The 23,888-nt window shown below is 52.4% G+C and carries 24 protein-coding genes; 10 read left to right on the top strand and 14 right to left on the bottom strand.

All coding sequences use genetic code 11. The features are described 5' to 3' along the window. Positions 1-250: 250 nt before the first annotated feature. Complete coding sequence (locus tag HP555_RS03895; RefSeq protein ID WP_199263883.1) at positions 251-1,120, bottom strand: ParB/RepB/Spo0J family partition protein; 870 nt, start codon at positions 1,118-1,120, stop codon at positions 251-253. A gap of 3 nt (positions 1,121-1,123) precedes the next feature. Then, positions 1,124-1,906: a ParA family protein gene (locus HP555_RS03890; protein WP_199263882.1), complete on the bottom strand. Its 783-nt coding sequence runs from the start codon at positions 1,904-1,906 to the stop codon at positions 1,124-1,126. Positions 1,907-2,048: 142 nt separating this feature from the next. Here HP555_RS03890 and nadB point away from each other — a divergent pair, with 142 nt between their 5' ends. Next, on the top strand, positions 2,049-3,671 hold the full coding sequence (gene nadB, locus HP555_RS03885) for an L-aspartate oxidase (protein WP_199263881.1): 1,623 nt from the start codon (positions 2,049-2,051) through the stop codon (positions 3,669-3,671). 156 nt (positions 3,672-3,827) lie between these two features. Continuing rightward, entirely contained in the window at positions 3,828-4,406 is a 579-nt protein-coding gene (locus tag HP555_RS03880) for a cysteine hydrolase family protein (protein WP_199263880.1), read from the top strand. A gap of 297 nt (positions 4,407-4,703) precedes the next feature. On the opposite strand, the gene HP555_RS03875 is transcribed toward HP555_RS03880, so the two are convergent. Both HP555_RS03875 and HP555_RS03870 read right to left on the bottom strand, forming a co-directional pair. Then, positions 4,704-5,015, bottom strand: coding sequence for a hypothetical protein (locus HP555_RS03875; protein ID WP_199263879.1), 312 nt, complete (start codon positions 5,013-5,015; stop codon positions 4,704-4,706). Next, positions 5,009-5,860, bottom strand: coding sequence for an amidohydrolase family protein (locus HP555_RS03870; RefSeq protein ID WP_199263878.1), 852 nt, complete (start codon positions 5,858-5,860; stop codon positions 5,009-5,011). Before HP555_RS03870 ends, HP555_RS03875 begins: the two co-directional genes overlap by 7 nt. Before the next feature lie 411 nt (positions 5,861-6,271). Between HP555_RS03870 and HP555_RS03865 the strand changes: the two genes are divergently transcribed. Both HP555_RS03865 and HP555_RS03860 read left to right on the top strand, forming a co-directional pair. Continuing rightward, a complete protein-coding gene (locus HP555_RS03865; RefSeq protein WP_199263877.1) occupies positions 6,272-6,895 on the top strand; it encodes a histidine phosphatase family protein in 624 nt (207 codons plus the stop codon). Positions 6,896-6,916: 21 nt separating this feature from the next. Continuing rightward, on the top strand, positions 6,917-7,969 hold the full coding sequence (locus HP555_RS03860; RefSeq protein ID WP_199263876.1) for a molybdopterin-binding protein: 1,053 nt from the start codon (positions 6,917-6,919) through the stop codon (positions 7,967-7,969). Between the two features lie 848 nt (positions 7,970-8,817). Here the strand turns inward: HP555_RS03860 and HP555_RS03850 are convergent. Beyond that, positions 8,818-9,708: a hypothetical protein gene (locus tag HP555_RS03850; protein ID WP_199263874.1), complete on the bottom strand. Its 891-nt coding sequence runs from the start codon at positions 9,706-9,708 to the stop codon at positions 8,818-8,820. 108 nt (positions 9,709-9,816) lie between these two features. On the opposite strand from HP555_RS03850, the gene HP555_RS03845 reads away from it, so the two are divergent. Next, entirely contained in the window at positions 9,817-10,203 is a 387-nt protein-coding gene (locus tag HP555_RS03845; protein ID WP_199263873.1) for a DnaJ family domain-containing protein, read from the top strand. Positions 10,204-10,224: 21 nt separating this feature from the next. Here HP555_RS03845 and HP555_RS03840 read toward each other — a convergent pair whose 3' ends face one another. The 4 genes from HP555_RS03840 to HP555_RS03825 are packed head-to-tail and all read right to left on the bottom strand — an operon-like array spanning position 10,225 to position 14,993. Then, entirely contained in the window at positions 10,225-13,155 is a 2,931-nt protein-coding gene (locus HP555_RS03840) for an insulinase family protein (protein ID WP_199263872.1), read from the bottom strand. A gap of 12 nt (positions 13,156-13,167) precedes the next feature. Beyond that, positions 13,168-13,617, bottom strand: a complete 450-nt coding sequence (dtd, locus tag HP555_RS03835) for a D-aminoacyl-tRNA deacylase (protein WP_199263871.1) — start codon at positions 13,615-13,617, stop codon at positions 13,168-13,170. A gap of 32 nt (positions 13,618-13,649) precedes the next feature. Beyond that, complete coding sequence (locus tag HP555_RS03830; protein ID WP_199263870.1) at positions 13,650-14,444, bottom strand: RsmE family RNA methyltransferase; 795 nt, start codon at positions 14,442-14,444, stop codon at positions 13,650-13,652. Between the two features lie 42 nt (positions 14,445-14,486). After that, on the bottom strand, positions 14,487-14,993 hold the full coding sequence (locus tag HP555_RS03825) for a dihydrofolate reductase (RefSeq protein WP_199263869.1): 507 nt from the start codon (positions 14,991-14,993) through the stop codon (positions 14,487-14,489). A 125-nt stretch (positions 14,994-15,118) separates the two neighbouring features. On the opposite strand from HP555_RS03825, the gene HP555_RS03820 reads away from it, so the two are divergent. Then, positions 15,119-16,084 carry a ketopantoate reductase family protein gene (locus tag HP555_RS03820; RefSeq protein ID WP_199263868.1) on the top strand — a complete coding sequence of 322 codons (966 nt, stop codon included), beginning with the start codon at positions 15,119-15,121 and terminating at the stop codon, positions 16,082-16,084. 125 nt (positions 16,085-16,209) lie between these two features. Here HP555_RS03820 and recA read toward each other — a convergent pair whose 3' ends face one another. The 5 genes from recA to HP555_RS03795 all read right to left on the bottom strand — a co-directional run bounded on the left by recA (position 16,210) and on the right by HP555_RS03795 (position 21,374). Next, the gene (recA, locus tag HP555_RS03815) at positions 16,210-17,241 is read right to left on the bottom strand and encodes a recombinase RecA (protein ID WP_199263867.1); all 1,032 of its coding nucleotides are present in this window, start codon (positions 17,239-17,241) and stop codon (positions 16,210-16,212) included. 10 nt (positions 17,242-17,251) lie between these two features. Next, the gene (locus HP555_RS03810; protein ID WP_199263866.1) at positions 17,252-18,496 is read right to left on the bottom strand and encodes a CinA family nicotinamide mononucleotide deamidase-related protein; all 1,245 of its coding nucleotides are present in this window, start codon (positions 18,494-18,496) and stop codon (positions 17,252-17,254) included. Between the two features lie 30 nt (positions 18,497-18,526). Then, positions 18,527-19,864 (bottom strand): tRNA (N(6)-L-threonylcarbamoyladenosine(37)-C(2))-methylthiotransferase MtaB, encoded by a 1,338-nt coding sequence (gene mtaB / locus HP555_RS03805; RefSeq protein ID WP_199263865.1) that lies wholly within the window; start codon positions 19,862-19,864, stop codon positions 18,527-18,529. Beyond that, positions 19,861-20,904 (bottom strand): tRNA 2-thiouridine(34) synthase MnmA, encoded by a 1,044-nt coding sequence (gene mnmA, locus HP555_RS03800; protein WP_199263864.1) that lies wholly within the window; start codon positions 20,902-20,904, stop codon positions 19,861-19,863. Before mnmA ends, mtaB begins: the two co-directional genes overlap by 4 nt. 95 nt (positions 20,905-20,999) lie before the next feature. Continuing rightward, a complete protein-coding gene (locus HP555_RS03795) occupies positions 21,000-21,374 on the bottom strand; it encodes a helix-turn-helix domain-containing protein (RefSeq protein ID WP_199263863.1) in 375 nt (124 codons plus the stop codon). A 201-nt stretch (positions 21,375-21,575) separates the two neighbouring features. Between HP555_RS03795 and HP555_RS03790 the strand changes: the two genes are divergently transcribed. The 4 genes from HP555_RS03790 to HP555_RS03775 all read left to right on the top strand — a co-directional run bounded on the left by HP555_RS03790 (position 21,576) and on the right by HP555_RS03775 (position 23,886). Next, positions 21,576-21,947 carry a diacylglycerol kinase gene (locus tag HP555_RS03790; RefSeq protein ID WP_199263862.1) on the top strand — a complete coding sequence of 124 codons (372 nt, stop codon included), beginning with the start codon at positions 21,576-21,578 and terminating at the stop codon, positions 21,945-21,947. A 438-nt stretch (positions 21,948-22,385) separates the two neighbouring features. Beyond that, on the top strand, positions 22,386-23,192 hold the full coding sequence (locus HP555_RS03785; RefSeq protein WP_199263861.1) for a DUF4198 domain-containing protein: 807 nt from the start codon (positions 22,386-22,388) through the stop codon (positions 23,190-23,192). Between the two features lie 29 nt (positions 23,193-23,221). Then, entirely contained in the window at positions 23,222-23,545 is a 324-nt protein-coding gene (locus tag HP555_RS03780) for a carboxypeptidase regulatory-like domain-containing protein (protein ID WP_199263860.1), read from the top strand. Between the two features lie 2 nt (positions 23,546-23,547). Next, a complete protein-coding gene (locus tag HP555_RS03775) occupies positions 23,548-23,886 on the top strand; it encodes a hypothetical protein (protein WP_199263859.1) in 339 nt (112 codons plus the stop codon). Positions 23,887-23,888 lie beyond the last annotated feature (2 nt).

Raw genomic sequence — 23,888 nt, 5'->3', positions numbered from 1 at the left:
ACATCTGCCGTAATTGAGCGCTGCAGATACCAAACCAACATGGCTCCGTGTGTCCGACACATCCCAGACCTTTGTACAGCTCTCCTCTGTAAATTTCAACCTAATCGGACGTGTTGAACAGCGGGACAGGTAGAAAAAATGTTCGGCAGGCAGTATGTAAAAAGAGGGTGTTGCAGCATTCCGGTTTTGTGTGGGGCGGTTTTGTCCGGTTCCGGTTGCACACCCTTTGTGTTGTCGCATGCACACCGTTTCAGGTGGACAGCAGGCTTAGCAGTCGATCGAGATCGTCACTTGAGTAGTACTCAATTTCCAGACGCCCGCGTTTTCCCTGCTGTACGATTCGGACCTTGGTATGCAGTTGATTGGTCAGCTGATTGACGACTGCCGCACAGTACGATTTGGGCAACTCCTCCGGAGAAGGTCTCTTCACCTTGTCAGCCGGCTGTGCGTCGCTTTGCGGTTGTTGTGTACATATTCGCTCTGTGGCGCGTACTGACAGCTGGTCTTTGATAATCCGATCACGTACGTCTTGTAACCGGTCAGGGTCATCTTTGACACGAAGGAGAACACGAGCATGTCCCTCGCTTATTGTGCCGCAGATTACATCATTGCGGACAGATTCCGGGAGTTGAAGCAGTCGGAGGACATTGGTTATGGTTGATCGTTGGCGACCGACTTTTTTGGCAACATCTTCCTGTGTCAGATTAAACTCCTCCATTAAGCGGGTGTAGGCCAGAGCCTCTTCAATGGGGTTCAGGTCATGACGCTGAATGTTTTCAATCAGGGCCAATTCCAGACTTTCCCGGTCATCCCCCTCTTCCATCACGACCACCGGGACCTCTTCGTGGCCCAGCATCCTGGCGGCCCGCAGACGGCGTTCGCCGGCTATCAGCACGTATCGGTTACTCGCCTTGCGAGTGACCAGCAGCGGCTGAATGATTCCTTTTTCTTGTATCGAATCAGCCAGTTGCTGTAGTTTTTCCTCGTCAAAATGGCTGCGTGGCTGGTTGGGGTTTGTTGATATTTTGTCGACATCACACATGAAAAATCGATCGGCATCGTCTTGGCTCTCTTCCGGTAACAGAGCACCGACGCCTCTCCCCAATACACTTTTTACCATGAATCAGACCCTCGTTTTGATTCGTTTGAGAAACTCGATACCCAGCTGCCGATACGCCTTGGCGCCGGTGGATGTGGCATCGTATTCAAAAATAGATTTACCGTGACTGGGACTTTCGCTCAGCCGGACGTTACGTGGAATTACCGTCTGGTAGACCTGGGGGCCAAAGTGTTTGTGAATCTCATTGGCCACCGAAAGCGTTAAACGGTTACGGCGGTCGTACATGGTCAGCAGCACGCCTTCAATGTACAGGTCCCGGTTGAGATTCTTTCTGACTTTGCGGATAGTATGTATTAACTGCGCCAGTCCTTCCAGGGCAAAGTATTCACACTGCAGAGGAATTAAAATAGAATCTGCGGCTGTCAGGCTGTTAATGGTCAGCAGCCCAAGTGACGGAGGACAGTCGATGAAGATATAGTGGAAACGCGATCGAACCGATCGCAGCAAGTTCTTCAAGCGCTTCTCCCGATTCTCCATGTTGATCAGCTCAACCTCAACACCCACAAGGTCAATGGAAGCAGGCAGCACTGACAGGTTTTTTGATCTTGTCGGCAAAACACAGTCGGCAATCTCCCTGGCTCCAATGTAACAGTGGTAGATGCTTTTTTCATGACCGGCATCATTCGATAATGCACCAACACCACTGGTCGCGTTGCCTTGCGGGTCAGAGTCGACCAGCAGCACGCGTTTCCCTTTTTCCGCCACAGCAGCGGCAAGGTTCAGGGCTGTGGTGGTCTTCCCCACCCCGCCCTTCTGGTTTGCCAAGGCAATAATACGTGTATCCACCAAACATTTCCTCTTTGTTGTTTTCTTGATGAAACATTTAACAACATACTATACCCTAGCGCCATAGAGAACAGCTCCTTTTTTACGCACCCCTTCTCCTTTTACCCGATGTTTCACGTGAAACATCGGTTCGGTTAAAGACATGACAGAATTTTGCGATGTGCTGATTGTCGGCAGTGGAGTGTCTGGTCTTTCGTTTGCCTTAAAGGCAGCAGCTTTTTCCAGTGTCACGTTGATTACTAAAAAAAACAGTGCGGATACAGCGACGAATCTTGCGCAAGGCGGAGTTGCTGCGGTCCTCTCTGTTGAGGATTCGGTTGAAGCTCACATTAACGACACTCTGGTCTCGGGTGATGGTCTGTGCGATGTGGACATCGTTCGTATAGTGACCACTGAGGGCCCTGACCGGGTGCGCGAGTTGATGGAGCTGGGGGTGCGCTTCCAGAGAGGCCGGGATGGTGAAGAGTTTGACCTTGGAATGGAAGGTGGGCACTCGACGCGGCGGGTCGCCCATGCCTCGGATCTGACGGGAAGGGAGATCGAGCGGGCTCTGTTGGCCCAGGTGGCGGCCAATACAAATATCCGGGTGCTGGAGAACCATCTGGCCATTGATCTTCTCATGGAGTCAAAGGCTTCTAGACGAGGTAAGGGGGGGAAGGAGGGGGATCGCTGTCTGGGCGCCTATGTTCTTGATCGACAGACCGGTGAGGTCGAGGTGTACTATGCCGGTGTCACTGTACTCTGTACCGGTGGATGCGGTAAGGTCTATCTGTATACGACGAATCCGGATATTGCCACCGGTGACGGGGTGGTCATGGCCTACCGTGCCGGCGCCAAGGTGGCTAACCTGGAGTTTGTTCAGTTTCACCCTACCTGCTTCTTCAACAGGGAGGTGAAGAATTTCCTGATTTCAGAAGCAGTGCGTGGTGAGGGGGGGGTGTTGATTAACCGGCAGGGGCACCCGTTTATGAAGAAATACGATGCCAGAGGTGATTTGGCAACCAGGGATGCTGTGGCCCGCGGTATTGATGCTGAGATGAAAGCAACTGGAGATGATTGTGTATTTCTTGACATCAGCCATAAACCTGCAGACTTTCTCAGGGAACGTTTCCCCAATATCTATGCGACCTGCAGACAGTATGGTGTTGATTTAACGCAGGTACCCATTCCGGTGGTTCCGGCAGCCCACTACATGTGCGGTGGCGTGTTGGTGGACGAATGGGGATGCAGCTCAATCACTAATCTTCTTGCTCTTGGTGAAACAGCCTGCACAGGGTTGCATGGTGCCAACAGGTTGGCTTCGAATTCATTGCTCGAGGCTGTTGTGTTTGCTCATCGTGCAGTGCACTGGTTACGGGAACACATTGTGGCTATCCGTCAACTGCCAGCTCTTGCTGTTGATCCGTGGCGGGCTGGAGGTGCAGAGGTGTTGGACGAGTCTATCCTTGTAACCCACAACTGGAATCAGCTGCGGCAGTTGATGTGGGATTATGTTGGTATTGTTCGGCGTCAAAAGCGGTTAGACCTGATTCAGAATCGCCTCACCTTCATGTTGACGGAGATTAAGGAGCATTTTTTTGATTACCTGCTCACTCCTGATCTGGTTGAGCTGCGTAATCTAGCGGTGCTTGCTGATCTGATTGTGCAGAGTGCCAGTTTGCGGAAAGAGTCGCGAGGTCTGCATTATATTGTTGATTATCCAGAGAAAAACGACCGTGATTTTCTTCGTGACACCATCTTGCAGCGACCGGTACCTGGTCGTTGAAGTTGATTGTAGGGTTGTGGTGTGAAGATGATGTTTGTGCAAAAAATGGTGTCCAGCGTGGGCTGTTTTATGATGGGGATGAGGCCGGTCACCAGTGTACAATAAGAGCTTTATGCATGACTGTTGATTAACCACAAGGCGGATAGGGAGGGGGAAATGAAAGCAGAAACAGCGCTGATCATCATTGATATGCAAAACGATTTTGTGCTGCCGGGTGCTCCCATGCACGTGGCTGGAGGGATGGATGCGCTTGCAAATATCAAACGGGTGCTGCAGTACTTCCGAGAGCAAGCATTTCCGGTCTTTCATGTGATACGAGAGTATCGGGCGGATGGCAGTGATATAGAGATCACCAGACTCCAGGGATTCCTGACAGAAAAAGCGTACTGTGTTCCCGGTACAAAAGGATGTGACATTGTGCAGGGACTCGAACCGCTGGACAATGAGTACAGGGTTGTTAAAAATCGATTCAGTGCCTTCATGAACACGGAGTTGGATTTCATGCTGCGTCGATTGGGGGTGCAGACCATCGCCGTTTGTGGAGTACAGTATCCTAACTGTATTCGAACAACAGTTTTCGACGGTGTGGCGCTTGGCTATGAGGTTGTGTTGATCACCGACGCTGCCGGGGCGCAGACAAAAGAGATCGCCCGGGCAAACATACACGATATCGCAAACATCGGCGTGGAGTGCGTCAGTACCGATACATTTTTGCACAAGATAGATCGAGCGTAACAGAGAGGCTGGATCTGCCTGTTGAATGCGAAGGCTGCGTCGCTGTTCTAAATGATGGGCAGCTTTGAGAACAGGCGGGAGAAGTGATCAGGATCGGGTGCAGAGATGATTTGCACTGCAATGCAGGTGTGAATGCGCACGTTCAGATATACATTGGTTGCCTCTTGAGATCGGCATGGATGGCGATTGCCGTGGTGCAGGGCTGTCTTTTGTGGAATTGGACAATGGAAAAGTACGCGATTCTGAAGTAGCGGGAGTTCAGAGATCAGCAAGGTCTTTCAACTGGAGAGTGCGGCTTTATTTTGTTGAAGGTTCACGTTGTAATCGATACCCTTTAGCCGTCATACACCGCTCAAAAAACCGTTCCCGGACCATGGACTGTTCAAGTCCGTCCATTTCCCCGGCGTTAAAGGCAAACGGACTTTGGTATGTGGATTTGGCGGCCTGCTTGCGACAGTGGGCTGCATCCTGTTCGAATTCATGCTGATTGAGCCCGGGCTTGAACCACTGCTGCTGCCGGGCACATCCGGAGAAGCCGATGGTCAGCGTTATCAGTAGAGTGAGGCTCAACACAGAGTTTGTCTTTCTTGAAGAACGGTTGATCAGCACGGTTGTGCTCCTTGCTTTGCTTCGCGTGTTGAAAGAGGAGAGTGTTGTTGGTTTGTCTTGAGCAGGTGTAAGGCGTTGGTGCGGATAACTTTCGTCAACAGATCATCCGGCAGGCCGAGTCGCATCAACATCTCGAGGCCGGTTGCCTGGTCTGTCCAGGGAGAATCGGTACCGAAAAGGAGGTATTCTGCCGGGTGGTGCAGCATAATATCGCGGATACGCTCGCTGCTAAGACTGTTGAAGGCAAAAGAGAGCTCCATATAAATCGGTTGACCGGTGAGCAACTCGCGGACGGCGTCCCATTCATCCCAGCCGCCCAGGTGCGTGGCTATCAGCTTGAGTTTGGGGAACTGACGACTGATGTAAAGGATCCGCTGGGGATCAGCCATACGGATACGAGGGTAAGCAATATCATACCCTGCATGAATCACCAGGATTGTCCCTAATTCGCTCATCAGGTCATACAGGGCAAAGAGCCGCCGGTCGTCAAGAAAATAGTTCTGGTAGTAGGAGTGCATTTTGACCCCTATGAATCCTTCACTGTGTATTGCCTGCAGGTGATCGAGCAGTTGAGAGTCTTCAGGGTGCAGGGATGGAAACGGCTCAATCCGATCAGAGCGAATGGTTTTGGACCATTCTAAAATAGGGATAAAGTGTTCGGGGCGGGTGGCGATCGAGCAGAGGACAGAGCGTTCTATTCCGGCCTGATCCATGGAGCTGAGCAGAGCTGCCACTGTGCCGTTGAGGCAGGCTGTAATGTTCCCTTCCTTTTCAAGAGCGGGAATTGCCCTGGCCGCTATATGATCGGGAAAGGCGTGGGTGTGCATATCAATGGCACCAGGCATGTCTTCTCCTTGGATACGTGGTGGTCACGCTGTTGTCGGGCACAGTGAAAAATGGATCAGTCGTTGGAAACGATGATTGTAACCGGTCCGTGCCTGAACAGAGGATCTTTTGATCAAAAAAGAGCCCTCGGTTCACTGGATTTTTCGGGAAGACTATACCAAAAGTGGGCAGGAATCGACCAGAATAAAACAGAAGACATCTGTCAGAACAAAAGAGGGATCCGTACCGCAGATGCGCTGTTCACCGTCAGGCTGCCGGGATGAGCACATGGACGACAACCTGCCTTGTGGGGATCGATGCCTGGTACTAGGAATCGAGATTGACTTTCTTAGGCAACAGATATATCGGATTGCTGTAAATATGCAATAAGGCGACAACAGGCACTGCCGACTGCAACGTACCGGAAGTTTATGCAACGTTTGATCTATTTGCTGCGCCATGGTGAGATCGAAACCAGTGTTCCCCGTCGTTTTGTCGGCCGGTCCGATTTACCGCTCAGCAGCTCCGGAATCCGACAGGCGCAGGTCTTGGGAGAGCAGTTTCGCTCCATGTCTTTTGCGCGTGTTGTTACCTCGCCTTTGCAACGGGCCGTACAAACGGCTGTACTGGTCAGCGGTTGGACAGTTGATATGATGGAACAGAACGGAGCCTTTGCAGAGATTGATCTCGGCGATTGGGAAGGTCGCACGGTAATGGAAATCGAACACCTCTTTCCCGGGGCTTATGAGGAGCGCGGTCGGAATCTGGAACACTACAGACCTTGCAGAGGAGAGAGTTTTGGTGATGTGGCTGCCCGTGCGCTTCCTGCTTTGGAGGCTCTTCTCACCGGCCGGGAGCAGGGGCCGATACTGATTGTTGCCCATGCCGGAGTTAATCGTGTCCTTCTCTCCAGGTTGCTGCAACGTCCTGTTCAGCAATTGTTTAAGATACCACAGGATTACGGTGCAATAAACATTTTACAGGTCAGAGCACAGGGTGTTGAGGTCTTGGCCGTCAACCTGTGCAAGCAGATCCCCACATCGGAAGACCAATAAGAAGCAGTAAGGAGAAAGAGTATGGTGCACAAGACAACTCCGTCAGTAAAATCGATAGTTCCGGTGGAACAGGCTGTGGGAATGGTTCTGCCCCATGACATCACCGAAATCGTGAAAGATACGTTCAAGGGACGGGCCTTCCGCAAAGGACATATCATCCGGAAAGAGGATATTGACCATCTGCGTCGTTTGGGCAAGGAACACATTTATGTGCTGCAACTTGGCCCGGATGAGGTGCATGAAAATGAAGCGGCGTTACTGATGGCTGAGGCTCTGTCCGGAGATGGCGTGACATATTCAACGGAGATTGTCGAGGGTAAGGTGGGTTTGCGGGCGGCAGTGGATGGACTGCTGAAGGTGAATCGGGAGGCGTTGTACCGTTTTAACCTGCTGGGTGAAGTGATGTGTGCCACGCTTCAAAATAACACCCCTGTTCAAAAAGGTGAGCAGGTTGCAGCTTCTCGGGCCATTCCCCTGGTGGCCCGGCGTTCTGTTGTGCGTGAGGCGGTGGCCATTGCCCGAGAGGAAGGGGCGATTGTACAGGTTCTTCCCCTGGCAACCGTGCGTGCCGGTTTGGTCATCACCGGTAATGAGGTCTTTCATGGCCGGATTGAAGATCGTTTTGAGCAGGTCCTGCGTGATAAGTTGGCGACTTTGGGTTCCACCGTGGGCACGGTGCGGTTTGCTCCGGACGACCCTGAACAGATTGCGTCCGCGATCCAGGCCTGTTTGGAGGAGGGGGCAGAGCTGATAGTCACTTCCGGTGGTATGTCGGTTGATCCGGATGATGTAACGCGTTTAGGCATTGCTGTAGCCGGTGCCGAGGCAGTGGTGTACGGAACACCGGTTCTCCCCGGTGCCATGTTTCTTGTCGGTCGGATAGGGAGTGTACCGGTTCTTGGGGTACCTGCCTGCGGCATGTTCCATAAAATAACGGTTCTGGATCTGGTGCTGCCCCGCATCCTGACCGGTGAGACCATCGGGCGTGAAGAGCTGGCGCAGTTGGGGCATGGTGGCTTGTGTCGTAACTGTGCAACCTGTCAGTACCCGGTCTGCAGTTTTGGAAAGGCCTGATGATGCCGTGAGGCAGCCGGGGCAGTAGACGCTTTCTGTCAGATAGAGCGACAACTTCACTGGTTTCGGGTGGGTAATAAGTGTCCGGTTTACACAGGGTACCGAAAACGGGTGTGTGCTTATTTTTTCTTTTAACGCACTGTTATTATAGAATATTTTTCGGAAACCTCTGTTTTTTCCTGTTTAGCGGCAGGTAAAAAGTACCCATCCCCGGTTGTTTTCCAATGTGGTCCGTGTCCCCTAAAGAAAGTATCAGTCCCTGGTTTTTTATGTGGTCTCGATTAGATACGTATCACAGGCTTATCCTGGCATTCTACGTGCAAGCAGTATAATATGTTTGCTGCTGCGTTTAAATTTTTCTTTCAATAGTCAAAGGAGCGTACAATGAAGAAGATTGTCATGACGGGCCTATTGCTGACGTTACTTATTTCCCTTGGCGCCTGTTGCCGACCCGGGTACTGGCATGGGCATGGTGGTGCACACAGTGCAGGCTGGCATCACCACAACAATCAAAATGGTCATCATCCCGGCTGGCACAAGAACGGATACGGCAGACGCAGATGACAGATTTTGTAAAAAAACAGATCCTTGTGAGGAGGTGACGTTTTGGCCGGCAGTTTGTCTGAGAGGCTTTGCCGGAAGTGACTGAGCATGAACATGTGGCGTGTCTTGAGATGAAATGGCCCTGCAGTGGTGTCACAGATATTCTGCAGGGCTGTAGGCTTCTTTTGGCAGTTCAACCCGGGTAAAGGTGATTTTGCAGCATTATCGCCGGTAGACATGTCGAACTCCCAGCGCCATTACCACAGCATATAAAAATTGTCGAAGCGTAGCAGCCGGTCACCTGTTTATTTTTGCGGCTGTTGTTTGCGCACGTGCTGCAGGGCTTCGTTTATCTGCCGCATCAGCTCCTGTTGTTCTTCCTGATCACCATCACCTTCCATCTCCCTGCCGAGCATCTGCTGGAGAGGAGCCTCGCCCATCATTCCCAGAGGTCCGGATTGCCGCATCAGCTCGATGCCGTCGGCACGTTTGAGGGTGTCCACCGTGTTTTTGACCATCTCCTGCATCATTGACTCCATCGGTTGATCGAGTTGAGCGGTGATACCGGTCGGCGCCGAGAATGCGTCATCCGGGACAGGGGTACTGGTGTCAACCTTGGTAGCAATGACGTTGTTTTTTATCCCCATGACAGAGGTCTCGGCCTTGAGGGGAATAGCTGTTTTATGAAGCAGGTACACCGTGGAGATGCCGGCAACAGAGGCAATATCGCAGTCAAAGCCAAGTATCTTATCATCCTTGTACCTGATCACACTGTCCACTTGCGCAAACATACCGCCAGGGCCCAGTTCTTTGGCGTTCTTTTCAAAGTTCTTTTTTTCTTCGGCATTCAACTTAGCATATTCGCTCCGGTATATTTTGACGGGGTTGGTTGTTTTTCCGCCGGTTTTTTCTCGTATATCATAATGGTAGATCCAGTTCTGATCGGTAATCTGGATGGTCTGGGTGTCTTTGCTTATTCCCATAAGAGTGGCGGTGGTGGACCGATGCTTTGCCTGGCGGGCACCGAATTCCTGTATGTACAGCGTTTCCTTGCCCACCTCGGTCCCGCTGAGTTCATAGTAAATTGTGGCTTCTTTGAACGGTGTTTTCACATCCCAGGGTAATTCCTCGCTCCAGGCACAGGACCAGGCAAACAGCACCAACATCATGACGATCAGTAAACTTTGTTTGTTCATTTGTCGGTTCCTCAGTATAGTTAGCGGGCGGCAGCTCAGCTGCTTTTACTCATTGTGCCCTACTGTATCGATCTGTTCTTCTGTCTACAAGAAAAAGAATGAGGCCACATGTTTTCCATTATTCAGACTATTGCAGAGCGCAAGATTCAGCAGGCTATGGCTGAGGGGAAAATTCCTGATCTCAGCCACTGGAAAAACAAGCCGCTGCCTCCCGATGATATGGCCAACGTGCCGGAGGATCTGCGTATGGCGTACCGTCTTTTAAAAAACGCAGGATACGTCCCTGAAGAGGTGGCGCTGCAAAAAGAGATCACCCGGCTTGAACAGGTACTGGTTGACTGCACAGATGAAAAGGAGAAGATCAGACAGTTGAAGAGAATCAGCTTTCTGCAGACCAAGTTAGGGTGTCGTCGAGGCAGACCCTTGGAGCTGGGTGAGGATGGGCCCTATTACAACCGGGTGGTGGACAGGCTGTCGAGTCCGAGAAAGGACTGACAGCCTGTTTTGCGTACCCTGTTACAGTTCTGTTATTTCGCTGAACAGATCCTTATCGTGTTCAATCTTTTCACCGTTACCGATGGTGCTTCGATAACGAGTCGTCTGTAACTGGTTGAAGAGAGGGGCAAAGGCCTGCAGATCCTGAGCACTGGTCTGGATCATCTCTTCAATTCGCTGTTGACGAAACACCGGAGTGATTCCAGACAGATAGTCATTACGGGCAGCTGCACCCTGAGCCGCCGGTCCCTGATGCGGGGTGGCTGAACCGTAGGCACCGATGATCAGTTGCTGTAACAGCTCTGTAGGTATACTTTTCAGTTCATTGACCACGGTCGGGAGTGCCTCATAGGCCTCATAGGTCTTTTTCACCTGGGGATCGCGATAACTGACCATGCCGAAGTTGCCGGTGAGGTGATTAAACCGGATAAAACAGCCGTAGGCCCCACCCATCTGTCGTACGGTATTCCACAGATAATCACGAGACAGCCAGGTCCGGAGGACCTCAAAGGACCCGTTGTACTGACGGATGTCAGGAAAGAGCGTACAGGCCTGCACGTTGAACACCACCTCTGCCGACGTTTTAAAGGCCTGGGACGCAGGGGGTTGAGCAAACCGGGGGTGCACCGGCTGCAGGGGAAGATCCGGTAATCCCTGGACCACAGACAGTCCCAGCTCCTGAAAGTTTCTGATATCGCGATCTTCAGCGGTGATTGCCACAATCAGACCCTGGCGGCGAAACAGGAGGTCGCGGATCTGACCAAGGGCATCGTACAGCGCCGTCTCCTGTGCCGGATAGTTGCCGGCTAACTGCTTCAGGTGGAGATAGGCATGCATGCCCTGCACATATTCGTGGTACTGACCGGCCCGGCTGAGATGAGAAAAGGTTCTGGTAGCCGCCAGAGAGTACCCTTCACTCTGGGCCGCATGTTCCGCCCAGGCGAATTCCCGCTGCACGATCTCTTCGATGTGATGGATATCGGAGAAATCGACCGAGGTTAACACCTCTGTCAGGAGGTCGAGAGCCTGCGCCAGATAACCGGATAACGCCTTCATGTGCAACCAGAGTATCGGCCGAACTCTGGTCTGGTCATCGGCACGTACATAGACCTGAAAAGAGTGAGAGAAGTCGCCGGTACACAGGTTGATGGCCTTGGCAAACTGCATGTAATCTTTTTTAGCGGTGCCGATTTCAGTGAGAATGGTGGCAAACAGGTCAAGATAGGGCAACAGGTGGACAGGCAGTGAGGAGCAGTCCAGGCCAAAATCGAGATAGCAGATACCGTTTGTGTCAAGATCGTTGATCAACAGTTCGGTTTCTGTACCCAGAGAAGAGGGCAGCACTGCATGAAATGGCGGCTGTCGATCAAGATCGTCCAATGAAAGGCGCGGCAGACGGTGCAGATCCTCAAGAGAGGTGGGGGTTGCCTGAAGCGCCATCAGTTCTTTGGTTCGTTGCACCAGCTGCAACCGGCTCTCTTTGGTGAGGGATAGGGCAAAGGTTTCCAGTTGCTGTTGCTCCTGGCGGACATTTTCTGCCATTTTTTCCGGATCCGGAGCAAGAGTGACGGTGACCGTGGCTGGGTTGTCCAACAGAAAAGTACGGATGAGTTGTTCAAAATAGCCGTTTTCCGTTGCCTCCTTCCGGATCTCTGCTAAAAGCTCTTCCATGCGCAGGGCTGCAAACGGCGACATCTCATACTTCAGGGCAGGTAAGGCCTTGTTGATCAGGTCAAGACCACGCTGTGCCTTGTTCATCTCTTCCCGGACCGTGAATTCATGCTTGTTGAGCTCCGAGAGAACCAGATCACGATCCAGCTGCTGTTCAACCATGCGGGTCAGCGTTGCCTTATAGAGGGCAAGAAAATGATCACGTTTTTCCGGGTCTGTTCCAATCAGATAGGTGACCATGAAGGTTTTATGGGCCGTGTTTGCCAAAAACACACCACCGAAATCTTTGCACAATGAGGCGTTGATGATGGCCTTTTTTAACGGTGAGCCATCGGAGTTGAACAGGATGTTGGCAATGATCTGAAAGGCGGCATTGCGTTTCCGGTCGTGCACTGTGCCGACGGTCGAGCTTATGGCCAGAAACGATCGCTGTTCTGTGGGGCTTCCCGGCTGCACCGGGTAGGTGTCGGTAATGAACCGGGGGGCTGTTGTCTCCACCCCTTCTTTGATCCCGGCCTTGGGCACCGGTTCTGTAAATTGTGCCAGGAAGCGCTGTTGAACAAAGGCCAGTTCTTCTTCCAGAGGAGCGTCACCGTAAAAAAACAGGGTGCAGTTGGAAGGGTGATAGTGTGAGCGGTGAAAGGCCACGAACTGTTCATAGGTGAGGTCGGGAATACATCGGGGATTGCCGCCTGATTCGTGGGCATAGGTCGATTCCGGCATCAATCCCTGATAAATATTATGAAACAGGGCCCGGATCGGGTCGGAATAGGCACCCTTCATCTCATTGAACACCACACCCATGTACTGGAGCTGGTCTTCATTTTTTTCCAGATGATAGTGCCACCCCTCCTGTTCAAAGGTTGAACGCAGCAGGAGCGGGTTAAAGACCACGTCGCAGTAGACGTCCATGATGTTGAAGTACTCTTTGAGGTTGCGTGTGGCAAAGGGATACCAGGTGGTGTCTGACCCGGTCATGGCATTGAGAAAGGTCATCAGGCCGCCCTTATGAATTTCACCGAACACGTCCTTGACAGGATACTTCTGAGAGCCCATCAGAACCGAGTGCTCGAGAATATGGGCTACACCGGTCGAATCTTCGGGAACGGTCATGAAGGATACACAGAACGTCTTGTTGATATCCTGATTTTTAATGGCTAAGGCCTGACAACCGAGAACCGTATGAGTAAACAAAAACGCGGTGGAATGAATTTCCGGAATAGCTTCTTTCTTCTGCAGGAGAAAGCCGTGATAGGTTGAACCAATGGTAAACGTGGTCATAACGCTCCGTTTTTAAAAAATTTTATGAGAGTCTAAAAGAATGGTGACCGGGCCGGAATTTGTCAAGGACAGGTGCATATCAGCCTGGAATGTACCGTTTTGCGTCGCAAGATTCTGTTCTTTGCAGAGAGCAAGGAAGCGATCATAGAGGTGCCGTGCCTGTTCAGGCGGCGCTGCTTCATGCCAGGACGGTCGGCGGCCTTTGCGGCAGTCACCATGCAGGGTGAACTGGGAGACCACCAGTAGTTCACCGCCGATATCCACCAGTGAACGGTTCATGACACCGTTGCTATCATTAAAGATGCGAAGATGCTGTATTTTGTCGACCATCCACAGCAGATCTTTGTCTGTGTCGGACCGATGCATACCGATAAGGGCAACCAGGCCGGTACTGATAGCACCGATAACCTGTTGCTCAACCTCGACCTGAGCTTTGCTGACACGCTGGATGACTGCTCGCATAGAAGAAGGGGGCTTTGGGCTATGAGCAAAAGTTACACGAGATTCTCCATCTCTGGAGAGGGGTGGTCTGTCGAGAGTTGCCTGTCCACAGGCTCCAAACCTCCGCTTAAGTAACGAACGATCGCCGTTGCCGCCAGGGCGGCGGTCTCAGCTCGAAGGATAAGGCGCCCTAAAGAAAAAACAGTGAAATTCCACTGTTGAAGGACATGCAGATCCTCAGCATGGAGCCCACCCTCTGGTCCGAGCACCAGGCAGATTGCACCGGGCTGTTTGGAAAGATGCTGCGGTAATGCCGAAATCTTTTCGTCCTCATAGGCGACTAATCGATGCCGGAAGATTGAGAAGTCGGCCTGAGCCAGGGGGGTAACCGGCAGAATCCGCATGGGTGCCGTGCGATGGCACTGTTTACATGCCTCAATGGAGATTCGTTGCCAACGCTCCAGCTGACGATTGCGGGCACCCTGGTTTTCACAGTAACGGGACTCAAGCGGTAGAAAGGTATGCACGCCCAATTCGGTTGCTTTTTGGATCACTAGATCCATCTTCTTACCCTTGAGTAACCCTTGCGCCAAAGTCAGGGGAGACTGCTCAACAGTGATTTCAAACCGTGCCTCTTCTATGACCAGAGTAACACTGTTTTTATCCACTGTTTCCAGTACAGTAGTGTACACGTTCCCCTCACCGTCGAACAGTTCGACCTTGTGGCCGGCTTTGAGACGACACACTGAGGCGATGTGCCGGGCTTCCGCACCGGTGAGAATAACCCGATCATCACTGCGGATACTGTCTGACAGGAAGAAACGTCGCATAACGGCCTTTTCTAGCATAAAATCAGGCTTGCTGCAGCTATGATTTCCGGGATCAAAGAACTAAAAAGGGCTTTTTATGGTATGCATGCCCCTTTTGCGGTGGTAGGTGTCAACTCTTGCGGGAACTGCAGCGTCAAGGGGCCGGCTGTCAGTCAGGATAAACGGATAAGCGGAAAACTCCGGAAAGTATGTATCACCGATGAACTCCTGCAAGATAACGGTGAGGATCAGGGTGTCGGCCAGGGGGAGTGCCTCCTTGTATAAACGCGTACCACCGGCAATAAAGACTTTTTCTGCGCCCCTGCAGGACGAGATGGCCGCATGGAGGCTGACAGCCACCCTGCAGCCTGGATGTGCATAAAAATTTGGATCGGCAGTCACCACGATCGTTTTTCTTCCCGGCAGAGGGCCGCCGATGGATGCATAGGTCCGTCGACCCATTATGACTGGAAAACCCATGGTGACGGCTTTGAAGTGGGCCAGGTCTTCCGGGATCTGCCAGGGAATGGTATTGTGATGGCCAATGACCCGGCGGCGGGTCAGGGCGGCAATGATGATCAGCTCCATACACGATAGACTGTTGGATTTTTGTTGTGTACTGTTGAGAGTATACCGGACAGGCGGCACTGTTACCACAAATCCTGTATCTGCTCGAGTGGAGATACGGAATGGCGACGATAACGGAGGGTGGCATGTATTTTTTGGTTTTTGGAGCAGGAGCTTTGGGCCAGGCCATTGGCTGCATGCTGGCGGCAGCTGGACATCAGGTCGACCTGGTCATACGACCTCGTTTTCTTGCTCCCCTGCAACAGACAGGACTGGAGGTGAGCGGTGTTCTGGGCACGTTTCACGCGCATCCGGAACAGCTTGGTTTGCTCACCAGCCTGAAGGCGCGCAGCGGTGCTGCCTACGATATCGTTCTGCTGACGACCAAAACCTATGACACTGATGCCGCCATTGCCGCCATTGCCAACCTGAGCAGCTGTTATTGTCCGGTGGTATCAATGCAGAACGGCTGTGGTAACCTGGAAAAACTGGAAGAGCGACTCGGTCGTGAACGAAGCCTTGCCGCCCGGGTAATAACAGGCTTTGAGATTGAGCAGTCCGGCCGGGTGCAGATTTCAGTCTCTGCGGACGCCGTGCATGTGGGCGGCTGTGTACCCGGGGTTGTTCCGGCTGCCGCCAAACGACTGGCTGAAGCATTGACACATGCCGGTCTGCCTACCGTCGCGGTGCCGGATATCTATCAGTCACTTTATGCAAAACTCCTGTACAACTGCACCCTCAACCCTCTGGGCGCCGTTCTTGGTGTTCACTATGGCTTACTTGGAGAGCATGAAGAAACCCGTATGCTTATGGACCAGGTGATTGACGAGACCTTTGCGGTGCTCACGACCATGGGGGGATCAGTACCCTGGCCCAGCGCTGCCGCTTATCGCAACGTTTTTTATGAACAGTTACTGCCGGCCACCTACAACCACCGACCCTCAATGCTCCAGGATCTGGAACATCATAAACCCACAGAGGTCGAGGCCATGGTCGGCTATGTCTCGGCTCAGGGACGGATATTCGGGGTACCGACCCCATGCTGCGACTTTCTCACCGCCCTTGTCCGTTTTAAAGAACACCAGGGCGGGTTGAGTGGACCGATCACGTAACCTGTTTTTTGCATGGATCGCTGCGGTAAGGCTGTCAGCGATCTGTAGATTGATCGTCTTAAAAAGAATATCCTGTATTCTTCAGCAACCCATCAGGCATCTCATCCCTGACATGTTTACGTGTCTCAGTCTGCATCCGGATCACCGTCAACCGGCATGCCGAAAGCCAGCCGTAATTTCCGGTTGATGTCGGTCATAGCGGTTGGATGCTCCAGGAGGAATTTTTTTGCATTTTCACGGCCCTGGCCGATACGCTCGTCCTGATAACTGTACCAGGACCCACTCTTGTCGACCAGGCCATGGGCAACGCCAAGGTCGAGTAAGTCTCCGGTCCTTGAGATGCCTTCGCCGTAAACAATATCGAACTCAGCCTGTTTGAAGGGCGGTGCCACCTTGTTTTTAACGACCTTGACTCTTGTTTGGTTGCCGATCGATTCCTGCCCTTCTTTGATGGTACTGATTTTGCGGATATCAATACGGATAGAACTGTAAAATTTAAGTGCATTGCCACCGGTGGTGGTTTCAGGATTACCGAACATAACTCCGATCTTCATGCGGATCTGGTTGATGAAGATCAGCACGGTGTTGGTACGGGAGAGCACACCGGTGAATTTGCGCATGGTATGGCTCATGAGCCGGGCCTGAAGGCCGACGTGCTGGTCGCCGACGTTGCCGTCGATCTCGGCTCTTGGCACCAGCGCCGCCACCGAGTCAATGACCACAACGTCGATACCGCCGCTGCGAATGAGGATTTCGGCAATCTCCAGGGCCTGTTCACCGTAATCCGGCTGTGAGATGAGCAGGTTGTCGACATCGACTCCCAACCGTTCGGCATAGGCAACATCCAGGGCATGTTCAGCGTCGATGAAGGCGGCGTTGCCACCGCGCCGTTGCGCCTCGGCAATGACATGCAGGGCCAGGGTGGTCTTGCCGGAAGATTCCGGACCGTAGATTTCGGTTACCCGGCCCCGGGGCAGGCCTCCGACCCCCAGCGCCAGGTCAATGGAAAGAACACCGGTTGGTATGACCGGAATATTTTCCCGTTCCGTTGAACCAAGGCGCATGATCGAGCCTTTACCGAATTGCCGGTGGATTTGGGTGATGGCATTATCAATGCTTTTCAGACGGCCTTCACTGTTGTCGGTCGTTTTCGTCATGAACAACTCCTTATTGAGCTGGGTTAAAATCAAGCAGGGTACGGCGTACCATGTCTATGGCGCTTTGTGCGGTCTTCTCCTGAACCTGACGGCGCGATCCGTGGAAAAGGTGTCTACGGCTGCTGACATGCCCGCGAAAGGCAAGGCCAAGGTAGACGGTGCCGACGGGCTTGTCTGCAGTACCGCCGTCGGGTCCGGCGATACCGGTCGCAGCCACGGCTATATCGCAACCAAGGTGGTTGACTGTACCAGCGGCCATGGCCCGGGCCACGGTACTGCTGACCGCACCGTTTTTGGCAATGGTCTCTGCCTTGATACCGAGCAGACGCTCCTTGGCCTCGTTGGCATAGACCACAGTTCCACCTTTAAACCAACGGGAACTCCCCGGTATTTCAGTCAGTGAAGCGGCAATGAGCCCGCCGGTACACGATTCGGCGACACCGAGCATCAGGCCATGTTGAGCAAGCAGTTTACCGGTTACAGCAGCCAGGGTATCTTCGTTGAAACCGTACAGGTCATCACCCAATGCCTCGCGAATAAAGGCGTCAGTGCGGATGAAGTCGGAGTTTTCGACACCTTTTTGCAGACGATGACAGGTCAGGCTGACATGTACCTCGGCACCAACTGGATAGTAACCGATTTCGATGTTCTGATCTTCCAGGGGTTTGAGACGTTTGTTGATTTCAATCTCATAGAGGCCGCAGGTGCGGTAGATTCGCTGACAGACCGGCTGGGCATGTCCGGCATCGAAGGCCTGCAGACGGGGCACAACCTCGTTGCGGAGGAGAAATTCCATCTGCGGGGGCACACCAGGTAAAAAGTAGAGCGGCTTGTTGTGATACCAGAGAAGATAACCGGCCATGCGGCAATCCGGATCCAGCACCTCGACTCCCTCGGGAAGATTGGCCAGTTTGGCCAGGGGGATCGCAGCCTGTTCACCTCTGCCCAGGCGCGATTCAATATTTGCCTTTACCCCCGGATGGACGGCTCCATTGAGGCCGAGGGCTTTGATCACCGCCTCATTGGTCAGGTCATCACTGGTTGCGCCCAGTCCTCCTGTAACCAGGATAAAGTCGCTGCGTTCGACCGCAGCCTTGAGAGTGGTGCCAATCAGCTTTGGATCGTCGCCGATGGTATGCATGGCGCGAATCTGGTGACCAAGCAGGAACAGATGCCGGGCAGCAAGACCACTGGTGGTGTTGACGATACGGCCCGAGGTCAGTTCATCGCCAATGGCAATTATTTCTCCAATCATTCATATGCCTCAAAGACTGCGAACCGCAGATTACCTGGTTTGACGACTTTCCTCAAGCTCGTCCTCAGTGATAATGCCTATGGGATGTCCGTTCTCAATGCCGGTACACCTGACCGAAACCACCTGGTGAACTTCACGGGAGGGGCCGGGAAACAGGAGCGGCAGATAGTTTTCAGAAAACCCCTGCAGCAGTCCGTTTTTTGCCTGTCGCCGCTCAACAAGCACCCGATGGAGACGACCGATGTTGTCTTGATATCGGGACTGGCGTTTTTTTGCATCCAGCGAGTGCAGTCGCCGGACTCTATTTTCCTTCACAGGGCCGGGCAGCTGCCGGGGCAGGGAGGCGGCCAGGGTGCCGGGTCTTCGGGAGTAGGGGAAGACATGCAGATAACCGATCTTCAGGTCAGCGAGCAATGCATAGGTGTTATCGGCTTCCTGATCGGTTTCACCCGGAAAACCGACCAGAACGTCACAACCGATGGTTGTCTCCGGCTGGGCATCGATCACCCGCTGGATAGTATCGGCAAACTGTGCGCCGGTGTACCGGCGGTTCATTCGGGCCAGGACAGCGTCATCACCGCTTTGGAGCGGTATGTGCAGATGCGGCATGAAGTTGGGGTATCTTTGCATCAGCTGGAGCAGGGTGTCGTTCACTTCACCGGGTTCAATGGAACTCAGACGAATCCGGCAGTGTGGAAATGTGCGACAGAGCCGATCGAGAAGACTGTAGATGGTTTCACCCTCGTGAAGGTCAAGGCCGTATTTACCGACATTGATGCCGGTGATCACCAGCTCACGATACTCCTGTTCAACGAAAATCGCGGCCTGTGTCAGGACATCGGCCAGGGGCAGGCTACGGCTGGCGCCTCGAGTAAAGGGCACAATGCAGTAGGAGCAAAAGTTATCACAACCATCCTGAATCCGAAGGTAGGCGCGGGTGCGGTTACGGAACCGGACAACAGGGAGGTTGCAAATTTGCCGATTCTCCCGGATACGGCCCATGAGTAAAACCAGGTCAGGTGAATGCTTGCTGAGGGCAGTGGCCACCAGACGGTGTTTGTTGCCGTTACCGACAACAAGCAACGGTTCTGCCGAGAGATCAAATACTGCTTCCGGATCCATCTGGGCGTAACAGCCGGTGACCACTATTCTGGCCCCGGGGCGTTGATGCAGCACCCGTCGGATCAACTGTCGTGACTGTTGACCGGCCCTGGCGGTCACGGTACAGGTGTTGATCACATAGATATCGGCTTCAGCCTGAAATGGCACCACCTGACAACCAGCTGCCTCGAAACCGCTTGCAAAGGCTGCCGATTCGAATTGATTCACTTTACAGCCCAGGGTGGTGATCGCAACCCGTGTTTTCATAGTGCTTCTTTATCCTTGTCGATCACCGCGCTGCCGATTACCCGGTTGTCTTTGTACAGCACGGCGAATTGACCGGGGGTGACAGCCCGTTGCGGGGCGGCAAAGGAAAGCGACCAGCTTCCGGCACCATTGGCAGTCAGTTCAGACAATACAGGGAGGTGTCGGGAGCGCAACTGGACCAGACCATGCCAGGGCAGAGGTGGGGCTTCATAGGTCCAACGCAGTGAATGCAGCGAGCAACGACCGGTAAAGAGCTCTTCTTGTTTGCCGACAATCACCTGGTTACGGTTTTCATCGAGCCGGATCACATACCAGGGGGTTTTATCCGGTGAACCAAGTCCTCGGCGCTGACCGATGGTGTAGTGCCAGATGCCACGATGAGCGCCGACTTGTCGTCCATCTGTGGAGACAATCGGCCCGGGATGCTCTTGAAAACCATGGTTCGCAAAAAAGGTGGCCATTCCCTGAGTAAGAAAGCAGACGTCCTGACTTTCCTGGTTGGTACGCTGCAAACCTGCAGCAGCTGCCTGTGCATAAACCTGTTTTTTGGTCCAGGTCCCCAGGGGAAAGAGTGCGGTTTGCAGTTGTTTGGCAGTCAGGCGGGCCAGAAAATAGGATTGATCCTTTCCCTGATCTATACCGCGAGCCAGAAAAAGAGCGCCCTGCTGATCGTGTATCTGGGCATAATGACCTGTGGCAACGAGATGCATCCCCTGCTGTAACATTGTCTGGGCCAACAGGCCGAATTTGATGGTTTCGTTACAGTAAATACAGGGGTTGGGAGTGATGCCTGCTTGGTAGCTGTTGATAAAAGGGGTGACGACCTGCTCGGTGAAGGACCGGCGCAGATCAATAATGGTCAGAGGGATCGACAGCTGCCGGGCAATCTGTTGTGTACGCCGGCACTGCGCGTCCGACTGGGGAAGGGGCAGCAGCATGTGGAATCCGTGTACACGATGGCCTTTCTGAAGCAGCAGCAGAGCTGCTATGGTGGAGTCGACGCCACCGCTCATTGCGATACCGACTGTTCGTGCACCCATATATAAGTTTACTTCAAAATAAAAAACAAATGGTCAATGGGAGGGGTAGCCGATCGATGTGTTCGTGAGCGGAATCTGACGCCTGTCGGTGCTGTTCATAGCAGCGAGGTCAGAATATCGCAATTGCGGCAGATGGCTATTTTTTCCTTCCAGCTTGTATCGGCAGTCCCTTCACAGTGGGTACCGCTGAGAAACCAGCAAAGCTGCCCTGCCTGGAACTCCCATGCCGGGCACTCTTTTTTGTGTGCGCATTTTTTGACAATCCAGCAGTCTTTACTCCGCCGGGCCTGGGTGTCGAGCCGTTGGTTAACCGCCAGAAAATAGAGTTGGCGCTCAACATGGAGAGGTATGGTTCGCCAACCCTGCTCATAACTTTGTATGGCCTTTAAGGAGACTCCCAGAAGTTCGGCAAGATGTTTTTGGGTTTTTCCCAGTTTGGCCCGTAATTTGATAAAAGTTTCACGATTCATATCGACGTGTCTGCTCTATTTTATTAATTTCAGTATGAAATTACCATACGCTGCAAGGTTTGCCAAAGTTTTTGTTTGTGTACTTCTGTCAGGAGTCAGCCGAATGTCAGGCCCCCCTGGCACAGATCTGGTAACAGTGGGGGCGTGTATTTTTAAACACCATTTTGTGGCCTGCTTTATCCGGCCGAGGAACCCAGTAGCATGATTGAACAGGAAAAATTTAACGGAACCGGAGTTGCACGGCTCAGACGGGCGTTGCGCTGTTCCTATGTAGGATTGACCACCGCTTATCGCAATGAAGAGGCCTTTCGTCAGGAACTCGTTGTCTGTCTGATTCTGACACCGGTTGCCTGTTGGCTTGGTGATACCGGTGTGGAGCGTGCCCTCCTTGTTGGCAGTCTGCTGATCTTACTGATTGTTGAAATTCTCAATTCCGCAGTTGAAGCCGTGGTTGACCGTATCGGACTGGAACACCATGAACTCTCCGGATTGGCCAAAGATCTCGGTTCTGCGGCTGTTTTTTTAGCTATTGTTCAGATCGTGGTGATCTGGTTCCTGGTACTGTTCACCTGAAAGCGAGGATATCTTCCTGTGTTCAGTGCTGGCCGCTGAAGCCTGTTTTTCTCCCATCTTCCGTTTTCTGGTGGAGAAAATTCTCCTGCAGTCCATGGACAGACAGGGCTGTCCTGACGGATCTGATTGTTGGTCATGTTGATCCATGAATTTTTCAGAAAGCAAATTTCAGCAAACAAACCGGTATTTTAAACAGTAACGTTTGGTAGTGTCAGGTAGCGGAAATTCAGAATCTCTTGATTTTTCACGTGCCTCTTTCCTCTGTCACCAAAACGTCTGTTCTCCAAACTGGAGAAAAGATCACACGATTTTTTAATTGATGTGTATGTTGCGTGCGGGGAAGGATAATTCGTGTTATCTTTTTGTGGCTTCAGTTGGAGGAAGAACAGGGACAGGAGCATCAATCTGTTCACATGCACATCACCAGGGAGAGAACCTATGCGTTACAGACATCTGCTTACGGTCTTTACGTGTTTATCCGCAGTCTTGAGCTGTGCTACCATCAGCCTGGCCCATTTTGGCTGTGTCATCCCGTCTGATGATATCGTCACACAGGAGGATCCCAGAAAAATTCAGGTTGCACTTAAATTTCTGCATCCTCTGGAAGGGCAGTACATGGAACTGGCCAGACCTGAGCAGTTCGGGGTACAGCATGAAGGCAACCGCACAGATTTGCGCGCTGCCTTGACTTCCTTCATCGGTAAAGGGGGAGATCAGCAAAAAGGAGCCACGTTCTGGCAAGCTGAGTACACAATTAAGCGTCCCGGCGACTATACGTTTTATATGGAGCCGGTTCCATACTGGGAGCCGGCTGAGGACACCTTTATTGTTCATTATACGAAAGTTTGTGTCAATGCGCTGGGCAAGGAAGAAGGGTGGGACTCTCCTGTGGGTCTGGAAACGGAGATTGTTCCCTTCACACGGCCCTATGGCCTGTGGACCGGGAATGTTTTTACCGGGCAGGTGCTGGTTAAGGGCAAGCCGGCAGCGTTTACTGAGGTTGAGATCGAATACCTCAGTGAATCCGCAGTGAATACCAAGGAGATCACCGTTCCCGGAGACCCCTTTGTTACTCAGACGCTCAAAACCGATGCCAAGGGTATGTTCAGCTATGCCATGCCCTGGGCGGGATGGTGGGGTTTTGCAGCCTTAAACACTGCGGACCGGACCATAAAAAAAGATGGTGTTGACAAACCTGTTGAGATTGGCGCGGTTTATTGGGTGTTTGCCACGCCGATACCTTAATCTTGCTGGTATCTGATAAGAGGCGGAGTATGCGATTTGTTTATCAATGTCTGGCTGTCGTCATTGTACTGACAGGGATAGGCGTTGGGCCTGTTTGGGCTCATAAGGTGAATCTTTTTGCCTATACCGAAGGTGGCATTGTGTACACGGAAAGTTACTTCTCAGATGGAGTAAAGGTCAAAGGAGGTCGCATTGAGGTGCAGGATGCCGGCGGTACAACCCTGCTGAAGGGCATAACTGATGACCAGGGGCTCTTTTCTTTTCCCTTGTCCCAAAAGGAAGACATGACCATCATCCTCAATGCTGGTATGGGGCATAAGGGGACGTATCTGTTGAAAAAAGAAGAGATGTAGCTGTGCGCAGAGAACAACGGGCTTTGAAATCAATGCTCTTGCTGGCGGTTTTTATGCTGACAGTACCATGCATCGGCTCGGCAAAAGAGCAGCAGTCCTCATCTGTATCTGCAGTGCAGCAGCAAAACTGTGATGCAGTCCTTTTTGTTGTTGAGGAACAAAATCGTGAACTGCGGCAGGAGCTTCGACAGATTAAACGCGAACTCAGTCTTCTCAATCAAAATATGGAGAGACCGGGTGTCCGGGAGATCATAACCGGTATCGGTTTTATTCTTGGTCTGTTCGGTACGGCTGCCCTGTTCAGTGCCCGCCGTTGTTCTCGAGCCGACAGGGAAGAGTGATC

This window comes from Desulfobulbus oligotrophicus, assembly GCF_016446285.1.
Lineage (GTDB): Bacteria > Desulfobacterota > Desulfobulbia > Desulfobulbales > Desulfobulbaceae > Desulfobulbus > Desulfobulbus oligotrophicus.
This window is presented reverse-complemented; position numbering and strand designations above follow the sequence as displayed.